The following is a 10373-nucleotide window of genomic DNA, read 5'->3' as shown; positions in this document are numbered from 1 at the left end:
TGTTGAAAGGTTGGAGGTGGTTCTTCTTTATTTCTGGCGAAAAATATTTCAATATCACCAAATTGCTTGTCGGTAATGCACATTATCGCAACTTTTCCAGCTTTAGGTAACATGAACTTTATCCTCTTAATATGCACTTCTGCATTTTCTCGACTTGGACAGTGGCGAACATACATTGAAAACTGAAACAATGTAAAGCCATCATCAATTAAGCCCTTACGAAAGCGGCTGGCATCTTTCATATTGGCTTTAGTTTCTGTTGGTAAATCATATAATACTAAAACCCACATAATTCGATAAGCGTTAAACCTTTCGGTATTCATATTAATTCAGGATAAGAAATAAGACGTTTTTCTCCAGTATAACATTTATAAAGTGATGATACTGTTATTTTTACAGCAATTAACAAAGGTCTCATTTTACCATCAATATTACATCCTTTGTTGCTATCTGGAGAATATGAGCTTTAAATTCCTTTGTTAATTCCTCTGCCTTAGGATTTATTTTCAACCATTGCATAACCAGCAGATCAACAAAAGGGCGATAAGGCTCCATCAGATCATCCGCCAAACAGTAAGGGTTATATTTATTTTTGTGAAAAATTCCTAAAACAGGTAATAGCCCAGTTTCCACAATTGCTCTTGCAACAATACTCCTTAGAACAGAATATCCAAAATTGAAAAATTGATTCGGTGCATCTCCAAAACGTTGCCGCAAAAAATCTAAACTAATGAGATATTTCCAGTAATGCTGGGCTGCAATGCCTTCCATATTTGTAATATCACCAGACTTTATATTTTTTTGATATTCAATCATTGGTTCATAATAATTATCAAACCTTATCAAAACATTTTTCTGATTTTCAATCTTACATTCTACAGTTTGTTTCCAAAGCTGTTTCTTTAACGGCTCAGTTGCTTCCAATTGATCTTTCACTCGATCTGAATGCTCTGTATGACCATAAAGTGGCAACATAATTCCGTGTGGTAAGTGATGGCTGTCACAACTTACAACGACTACATTATTTCCCATCATTTTCTGGATAAGGTTATGCGAGATGGTAATCTGAAAATGATCCAGCATCAGCAATCCCAAATCTTCTACAGGAACACTCCCCTTTTCCAATTTTGTTTCCGGACAGAGGATTTTCATTTGCTCATCTTTTAATTTAAGATAAGCAGGATTGCCTATGTAAATAGAGCGGGTGATCATAATTAGTACTCTCCTACTTTATTGATTTCCCCTAAATGATTTAATCTTATTTTTATTGGATTAGTTCCAACAAGCGCTCCCACACTTTTAAATCTAAAATATCGTTTCGATTCTTTTGCAGTAGAAATATTTTTCAATTCAGTATTCTTTGTTTCCAAATGATGTCTAAAATAATAATCATTATTAGAAATACTCCAAACTAAATACAAATATTTACTTAAAAAGGATTTATGATTATTTTTAATAGCTTCATCAAATTCTTTCTGTGATAAACCCAGAATAAACATTTCATTTTGTTGCATACTGAATTTTAAATTAAGTTTATCCGTAGGTAATTTATTTAAAAGTGATTCTGGAAGTTGTTTGTCTAATAATTGACTCCAAACATCAGAAGAATTTTTTATTACTACAGGAATGTTATATTTTTTTCTTTCTACTGCGTGCCAAAATGTACAACTGTGCTGAATAAGTTTATTGTCTTTATCTTCGTAAATTGCAATGTGATGATTGTTACCTGTTAAAACAAAACCGATACTCTTCCCATTTTCGTCTTTTTTAATTACCTGTAAATTATTAGCATCAGGACGAGCAAATAAGCGAACGCTTATGATTGGAATTTGCTTTTCTTCATTAAACCAAAGTATATCCTTGAATGCTTCTTTTTCTTTATTTCCAAATTGAGCTAATCGTTCTTTTACTAAAAACTTTACTCTTTCATCAACAATATCATCAGCCTGACTTGCTTTTATACTTTGTAATTTATATTTAAGTACCGTCGCATCATTGTAACAAGATGCTTTTTCCAAAACTTCTGTCTTTTCTTCGTTCAAAAAGATTGGAGCTTTCTTTAGTGTTGATATAGCCGTTTTAGAATTATTTTCATTTTCTGAAAGTCTTACCTCTACCAATTTTTTAACCTTAGGATCTACAATTCTATCTGAATTTTCAAATAAATACTTTAAAGGCTTATCTTTTTCAATCACTTTTATTTTTCCATAAACAGATTGTTCGTGCAAAGCCCCTCTCGGGACAATAACACCAGAATCTTTATTCTTTCCGATTGCCTTAAATTTAGTTATTGTTGCTACTTTTTTACCTGCTTTGAAAGAAACTAAAACCTTATCGGCTTCTCTCATTACTTCTTGTGTACTAAACGGCTCTTGAGTTCTTAAATATTTTTCCAAAAGCGTTGTCTTTTCACTAAATTTCACTTTAGCTTCTTCAACTTCTTTTAACATTAAATCTTTAGTATCACTCGAATTCAAAGTATTGATACGCTGAATAAAACCTTGTTTTGTACAAGCAATCACCAAAGCATCAATAGCGTGATGGCGATGGTCATCTCTTTTCGTCCAGTTTTCGACTTCTTCTTTTTGATGTTTTCTTTTACCGTGTTCGCTTGTCCATTCTTTGATAACGGTTTGTCCTAATTCTCTGTACTTAGGCATTTGTAAATTCATTAAAACATCATCCCAACCCCATAAATTACGAAGCTTAGCAGTAACTCCACCTTCTGTTGTAGTCACATTATTACAGACTTTCTGTAAAATTTCTCTTGATTTCCGAGAAATGTACTGAGTATCTCTCAATTGTCTATCTATAAAATTTTCCCAAAGTTTTTTATCGGTCTCCGTTTCTTTTCCTATTTTTTTTCTTTCAAGATATTCCTTATGTGAAACTTTCAACCTTTGCATTTTACTGTAAGAAATAATTCCACTTTTAAACCAATCGTCAACACGTTCGAAATATATCCTAACTTGCTCATCTCCTTTTGTAGAAATATAGTCGTAAGCCGTTTGATTGGTTTTTGTGGAATTACATTTCCTATGAACTAAAACTTTGTTAGTCTGGGAATCATCAAATAATAAAGCTTTGGGTACAATATGGTCAACATCGTACGCATCACCACTCAAAGCTTCTGATAGATTAAATGTTTCTCCACAATATATACATTGATTGTTAACATGAGCATCTTTTAGATTTTTGCTGAGTGACGGAAAAATAAATTTATATTTCTGAATATATCGCTTAGTTATAGGTAATCCCAACTCAGCCAACCGTTTTCCGATTTCATCATTAAGTTTTTTATTTTTAGTATTTTGTAGATCAGCATCGTTTCTCTCATCTTTACTTTGTTTAAGTTCACGTGCAAGTTCAACTCTTATTTCAGAGAGTTCTCCATATTGATCGAGGATTGCATTGACCAAATTAATCATCTGGTTCAGAATTTTTTCAACAATAGGTTGTCTCAAACTGTTTTTCGGAAGAAGTTCTAATCGATCTAAAGTAACCTGCTGTTCTCTTTCATCTTTTGTCAAAGAATTAGAATGATTGTAACCAGCCAAACTACAAGATTGAGAATAATCATAACCCTCCATTAGAAAAGGAAGAATTTTCCTCATTGATTTGTTCGATTTATTCCCGAAAGCTTGTTTGTTAAAATCAATACGAGACAAATTTTCTGCAGTTTCGTCATCAAAATCAAATCTTTTGATTAATGCATTTTTACATTCATCTAAATCCTTCAGTGAATAAATGGTATGCCATAACTGATAAAAAGGTTGTTTCTCCAATGAAACATCTAATTCCAAACCAGCTCTCTCTTCCAGAATTTCCCCGGTCTTTTTATCCACCAACATTGAAGTATGATTTGATGGAATTATAGAAACGTCAAAATTCAAAAATTCATTTTCTCCTAAAATATTATAAAGAGTAGCATAAGTTTCATTCCCTTTAATACCTTTTAGTATTTGTTTATTCACATAAACATCATTCTTATTTAATCCTAAAATTTCAAGAAGCTTAGTAAAACTTAATACTTCATTTTTAAATAAATAATCTGCTAAAATTTCTTTTTCCTTTATACTGGGAATTCTTTCCCCCCATTTATATTTGCTTCCTTCAGGATTTTTAACTTTAATTGAAATCGTATTGATAACTTCCCAAACACGACATAGTTGAAACAAAGGAGCACTTCTAGGAGCTACTTTTGGTCCAACAAAAACAATTTTATGTTTATTTTTTTCCTTATCAAAAACAGTTTTCTCAAAGCCTTCAAATTCACAAATACTGATTAACCCTTTTTGTGATTTAAGCTTTCGCTGAAAATAAATAATCTCATTTCTTAATTGATGAACAAATTGATCTGTAAGAAATTCATGCTTAGTTTTTTGAGAATTAATAATTGTATCAAATTCTTCAATATAAGCTTCTCTTGGATAAACTTCTTCCTTAATTTTAAAATAAGAATTATTAACGTTTGCATTATACAATTCTTCATAAAAATACTGTCCAATAGTCTGATTTCTATCTTTCAGTTGTGCATAACGCCCCTTGACCGCCTGCACATAATCTGTATCTTTTTTATCACTATTCGCTTCACTTCTGACCGATTTATAACCTCTTTTCTGATTAAGCATATACAAAATACGTCCTAATTGTTCAGCAGAAATATCTTTATTTGAGTTTGCTGAATCACTTCTTAATTTCCACAAATCAAGCATTGGAAGATTTAACAACATCTTCGAAGGAAAAATATTATATTTATTTAAAACCTTATTTAAATCATTTCTTTTCAATTGTTTTCTGTCATAACCTTTTCTTTGAGTTCGGCTAATCGTTCTGTTTTGATTTTTAGTAATTGACAAACCTCGTTGGAATTCCTCTCTATCATTTGACGACAAAGGAATTATTCTAGAACCCATTACAATAATTCGAATAGGGATATTATTTTCGTCAACTTCAATTAATGCCCAGCCGATTGAGTTGGTTCCTAGATCTAATCCTAGTATATATTTAGCCATAGCAAATAGTTTTTGATATTGTATAAAAATAGAAATAAAAAATCATTCAAATTATGGTTTTCCGTAAATCAACTAATCAATTTTTGACATATATTTGTATCAATAATTTTGAAAAGCAATTCACAATAAGGATTATTCCGTTGTGAAAACATTTAGAGCCTCGACTATCTTCGGGGCATTTTTTTGACAAATATTTTTTTTCTCATTCTGTAAGTTTCTCAAAAGTGATAATATATGCAATAAATAACCTTCATATCATCTCTTAATACATATCTATAATATTCGATTCTTACTTTTTAACAATACAATACAGTTTGTAAAACCAGATCATAAAGAACTAAATATTATTAATCACTAGCAATTAATGAATAAATTTTTGTAAAAATTTCGTTTTGTTGTTCTTTCAGCTCAATAAGAGCCTGTTTAAATTTTATTCAATAATCATTTTATAGCAGATAATTTGACCATGTTTTCAGAATTTTCCATTAGCAATTCATAATTTCGGCAAAGTCTTCTGTAGTTATCAAACCAAGAAAACGTTCTTTCAACAATCCATCTTTTGTGTACTGGCTTAAAGAGTTTTTCTTTATTGTCAGACCATAAAACAACCTGAATGATGTAACCAAACTTATCTTTTATTTCTTCAATAACATTTCCTCTATAGCCACCGTCTGCTAAATAGTTATATAGCATACAATCATTATCTGACAGAAATATGATTAGTAGTTTCTACGCTCTTAAACTAGTCGTTCTTCTAGTTGCCCCTTCCACACCATAAAACCTTTATTATCATCAGAATAATCGTGCATAATTCTTGAGAAATTATGCGGATTCGTTTCTAAGTAAGCTTGTCTTCCTTTAGCTCGAATAATATTGAGTTCTTTGTCTATTTGCATTACAGTCTCCATTAGTACTGATTTACTTTTTTCTGTATGCCAAATGTAGGTTGCCTCTTCTGTATCTAGAGTTTCTAAAACAATATGATAACTCTGTTCTCCGGCAATTAAAAACACAAAAGAAAACGGCTGTAAAACAAACCTTAGTTTCATAACATTTCGTTCGTGTTTGCCTGCTAAGTATTGAATGTGCTTAGAGTGCTTGTACTGTTTTCCTTTTAGTAAATCCTCCAAAATATTTTCTGCATCAGTATAAATATTTTGATTTTTCGATAATTCATTGCTTGTAAGAATATTTTGCTTCGATACCGGAATCTGAGTGATAAAATTTTTATTAAGAAACTGAAAATTAACACTTTCAACGATTTCTTTATTGATATTTTCAATATCAGATGATGTAGCTAATTGTGATAAAATAACACCATTTTCTATTTCGCTATAAATATCAATTTTAACAGATTTTGATTTCAAAATTTTAATGATATAAGGTTTCAAAACTTCAAACTCAGGTCTAAATTCCTCGTTTTCTATTTCAAAATCTATTTGTTGATCGTTTTCTTTGTCTATGTACTTAAAACCAACATTGCCATATCTGAAATCCAAATCTTCTATAGCTATTTTGATTTGTTTCTCTATAACCAAACTTTGTCTTTCAGGAGTAAGTTCAGTTGGTTCATCAAACAAACTTGCTTGTCTTGCTATTTGACGGTAATAGGTATTTCGCTTTAAAAATAGTTTGTTCAGATAATCAATTTTGATGTCCCGATAATCATAGATTGTGGGGTTGATTTCTGACCGTTGTACACGCCCAATGTATTGAATCAACTTGCCTTTGAATGAAAACGGATATACCAGAAACAAAGAACTGATGTTTGATAAGTCCGAACCTTCTCCAAAATATTGTCCGGTGGTTATCAATATCTGAAAGTTATCTTGTTGTAAGATTTGCCATTTTGATTTTCTATTACTTTCAGAATCATCACCACTCAGTGTAATCACTTCATAAGATTGCTTTAGGAAAAGGTAAAGCGTATCAATATGTTCTTTCCTTTCCGTGATAATCACAATTCGCTTTCCAAAGGAAAGCTCTGTTTTTATGTCATTCAGAATAAGCTTATTTCGTTCCGAATCGTGAATTAAAATTTTTGAAAGTATTTCAAAATTGTCAGTTTTTGAATTAAATGGAACATCCAAATTTGTATTCCTGACAATTATTTTAGCATGTTTAAAGTTTTCAATTTCATTATTCGCAATTTCTGAAATTATTTCTCCAAGAAAGGCAAAAATCAATTTATCATCATTGTATTTTCTAAATGGTGTCGCTGTTAGTCCATATAAATAAAATGTTTCCAATTTTTCAATCGTATTACGGAACGTTTCGGCAGGAATATGATGACATTCGTCCACGATAATAATTCCAAATTGATTCTGGATTTGCTCAATTTGCTTTGGCAAACTCTGAATGGTAGCAATTGTAATCTGTTTTCCAATTTTTGCCTTTCCTTGCCCGATGATACCAATTTCATGTTTAGGAATTCCGATAAATGTTTGTACTCTTTCCTGCCATTGTTCCAATAATTGTTTACGATGAACAACGATTAAAGCTGGTTGTTTCTTGTCTGCAATGATTTTCAAACCCATAATTGTTTTACCCGAACCGGGCGGAGCAACAATTACTCCAAAATCCTTCTTTGAAATACTATCAATGACCTTATCCTGATGATCTCTTAATGTTGCATTAAATGAAAATTCAACTTCTTCTTTTTGTTTTCGATGGTCTTGAAAATCAAAAGTTAGCACATTGGTTTAAAGATGTGGAAGAATCCAGATTTAAAACCTTCAATACCTTAACGAGAACAATCATATTAAACTATGATAATATTCTCAATTATTTTAATGCTCGTAGCACAAATGCGGCAGCTGAATCTTTTAATGCCAAAATAAAAAACTTCAGATTACAACTTAGAGGTGTGCGAGATAAATCGTTTTTCCTATTTAGATTATCTAAGCTTTTTGCATAGTCCCCAACTTTTGGTATTGATCCCACATTGGTTTAAAGAAGTAGAAGAATCCGGATTTAAAACCTTCAATACCTTAACGAGAACAATCATATTAAACTATGATAATATTCTCAATTATTTTAATGCTCGTAGCACAAATGCGGCAGCTGAATCTTTTAATGCCAAAATAAAAAACTTCAGATTACAACTTAGAGGTGTGCGAGATAAATCGTTTTTCCTATTTAGATTATCTAAACTTTTTGCCTAGTCCCCAACTTTTGGTATTGATCCCACATTTGTTTAAAGAAGTAGAAGAATCCGGATTTAAAACCTTCAATACCTTAACGAGAACAATCATATTAAACTATGATAATATTCTCAATTATTTTAATGCTCGTAGCACAAATGCGGCAGCTGAATCTTTTAATGCCAAAATAAAAAACTTCAGATTACAACTTAGGGGCGTACGAGATAAATCGTTTTTCCTATTTAGGTTATCTAAACTTTTTGCCTAGTCCCCAAGTTTTGGAACTGATCCTAAAAATGGATCAGCTTCAAAATCTGGTGGCTACAATTGATATTTAATAAGCACAAAAAAGCCTTTAAATAGTAATATTTAAAGGCTTTTTTTATTTTTTAGTTTCTCAACTTGCGGAGAGAGAGGGTTTCTCACCTACCCCTTTAATATACGATTGATAATGATTTTTTTACTTTAAGAATGAAATTTGCCACGATATTGCCACATTCTTTTTGTGCATTTTCAAAAAATCAATTTTCAGTTCTCTTCTGAGCTACTGCGGAATGGACGGGACTCGAACCCCAACCATTAAATCGCTAATATTCTGCATGTTATATTTTAAATAATTTTGAGTGCCATTATATTGCCACGAGCAAAATATTAAAAATATAATTACCTATTTTACAAATTAACTTAAAGAACGTTTTAGTTTTCAGGTACAAATATAAGCAAATTCTTATTTAAAGACAAAGTCAAATTAAATTTTCACCTAATACTTATGTAATGTTTATCTCACCGATTAGCAAGTAAATTTTAACAATTCCATATCTCGACTATTACCCGACTACTTCCAAAAGGACGTTTTAGTTCATAACCACAAATACACCAATTTAACAAGAAATGATTATAGTAGTAATATTTATAGAATTACTAACTTTCAAGAAATCTAAATGCTTATACAATGAAAATACTTAAGAATGCTGTTGAAGCTATTCAAATTGGTCTAGAAGACTTTACCAGTGAAGACCCTCGCCGTGCCCAATCAGCACTTAGGAATATATTTGCGGGAACTCTCCTTTTATTCAAAGAAAAATTGAGACGCTTATCTCCACCTGCAAATGATAATATATTAATTCAACAAACAATTGTTCCATCGTTGGATGAGCACGGCCAGTTATTTTTTCAAGGTAGAGGGCATAAAACAGTTGATGTACAACAAATAAGGGAACGATTCAAAAATTTTGGAATCATTATCAATTGGAATGCTTTTGATGAGATTAGTAACCTTAGAAATAATATTGAGCATTATTATACAGAAAAACCACCGTACATAGTTAATGAGGTAGTTTCAAAATCCTTTAAAATTATCCGTGATTTTTGCGTCACTTATCTCAATGAGGAACCGTCTGAATTATTTGGTCCAGAAGCATGGAATATCTTTTTAGAAACCGATGAAATTTATGAAAGTGAAAAGGACGAAAGTATTAAATCGTTGTTAGGAGTTGATTGGAAGTTTCAAACCCTTAGAGAAGCTGTATCCAATATCCGTTGTCCTTCATGCCAATCAGATCTTATCCATGCGATAATCCACAAAAAATATGATCCTGGGGAAACCTTAACATTATTTTGCAAAAAGTGCTTTAATGAATTTGATATTGAAGATGTGATCGAGGAATGTATAAACGAGGAACTGGCAGCAGAAGCTCATATTGCTTGGATGGACGGAGGCGATGATCCTTATGCAGATTGTCCTGAATGTGGAAAATCTACTTATATTTTTGCAGAAATGGCCTGTCTTAATTGCGGTTATCAACAAGCGGACAAGCGATGCGGTATTTGTCATAATCAACTAGATTTAGAAGAAGCTTATGAAGGTGATCTTTGCTCCTATCATAGACATTCCATGGAGAAGGCCGATGATTAATTTTTTAATAACACGTTGCCTTGCATCATATCTTTCGACGCAATTTGTAAAATCGAAATAGGTTTTATTTTTTAGGCGAACGTTCATCCTATTCGGGCCAGCCGCATATTATTAAGTGTAGACCCAAGGAATTATTAAGCGCTACGCCTCTCTGCATAATAAGTAGTAAAAAATGTTAAGAGATTAATTTGTAAAATCCGATAAGCTAAAAACATAAAAACTTTTCGTTGTTAGATGGATAATAAACATTAATTTTTAACCTATTAATATTTGTAACTATCCGAGTATTTACCTCATTAT

At 31.4% G+C, this 10373-nt stretch carries 8 protein-coding genes and 1 pseudogene; 4 read left to right on the top strand and 5 right to left on the bottom strand.

The features are described 5' to 3' along the window. From cas2 to AMQ68_RS13210, 5 genes and pseudogenes are all read right to left on the bottom strand, one after another. A partial coding sequence (gene cas2, locus AMQ68_RS13230) for a CRISPR-associated endonuclease Cas2 (protein WP_054511094.1) occupies positions 1–323 on the bottom strand: 323 nt, incomplete at its 3' end. Further along, positions 320–1212, bottom strand: a pseudogene (gene cas1, locus AMQ68_RS13225) (type II CRISPR-associated endonuclease Cas1). The gene cas2 and the pseudogene cas1, both read right to left, overlap by 4 nt. A 2-nt stretch (positions 1213–1214) precedes the next feature. Beyond that, the gene (cas9, locus tag AMQ68_RS13220) at positions 1215–5015 is read right to left on the bottom strand and encodes a type II CRISPR RNA-guided endonuclease Cas9 (protein ID WP_054511093.1); all 3801 of its coding nucleotides are present in this window, start codon (positions 5013–5015) and stop codon (positions 1215–1217) included. 441 nt (positions 5016–5456) lie between these two features. After that, complete coding sequence (locus tag AMQ68_RS13215) at positions 5457–5708, bottom strand: transposase (RefSeq protein ID WP_241775125.1); 252 nt, start codon at positions 5706–5708, stop codon at positions 5457–5459. A 44-nt stretch (positions 5709–5752) separates the two neighbouring features. Then, complete coding sequence (locus AMQ68_RS13210; protein WP_054511091.1) at positions 5753–7711, bottom strand: DEAD/DEAH box helicase; 1959 nt, start codon at positions 7709–7711, stop codon at positions 5753–5755. On the opposite strand from AMQ68_RS13210, the gene AMQ68_RS13205 reads away from it, so the two are divergent. The 4 genes from AMQ68_RS13205 (at position 7654) to AMQ68_RS13195 (ending at position 10073) form a co-directional block, all read left to right on the top strand. Beyond that, entirely contained in the window at positions 7654–7932 is a 279-nt protein-coding gene (locus AMQ68_RS13205; protein ID WP_054511090.1) for a transposase, read from the top strand. The genes AMQ68_RS13210 and AMQ68_RS13205 overlap by 58 nt on opposite strands. Continuing rightward, the gene (locus AMQ68_RS13200) at positions 7880–8179 is read left to right on the top strand and encodes a transposase (RefSeq protein WP_241775124.1); all 300 of its coding nucleotides are present in this window, start codon (positions 7880–7882) and stop codon (positions 8177–8179) included. Before AMQ68_RS13205 ends, AMQ68_RS13200 begins: the two co-directional genes overlap by 53 nt. Beyond that, complete coding sequence (locus tag AMQ68_RS24950) at positions 8127–8426, top strand: transposase (RefSeq protein WP_241775123.1); 300 nt, start codon at positions 8127–8129, stop codon at positions 8424–8426. The genes AMQ68_RS13200 and AMQ68_RS24950 overlap by 53 nt, the downstream gene beginning before the upstream one ends. A gap of 684 nt (positions 8427–9110) precedes the next feature. After that, positions 9111–10073, top strand: coding sequence for a hypothetical protein (locus AMQ68_RS13195; protein ID WP_054511088.1), 963 nt, complete (start codon positions 9111–9113; stop codon positions 10071–10073). The last annotated feature ends 300 nt before the right edge of the window (positions 10074–10373 follow it).

Origin of the sequence: Chryseobacterium sp. ERMR1:04 (genome assembly GCF_001297705.1) — a bacterium.
Taxonomy (GTDB): Bacteria; Bacteroidota; Bacteroidia; order Flavobacteriales; family Weeksellaceae; genus Chryseobacterium.
The sequence above is the reverse complement of the archived record's forward strand: the minus strand, read 5'-3'. Positions and strand labels throughout refer to the sequence as shown.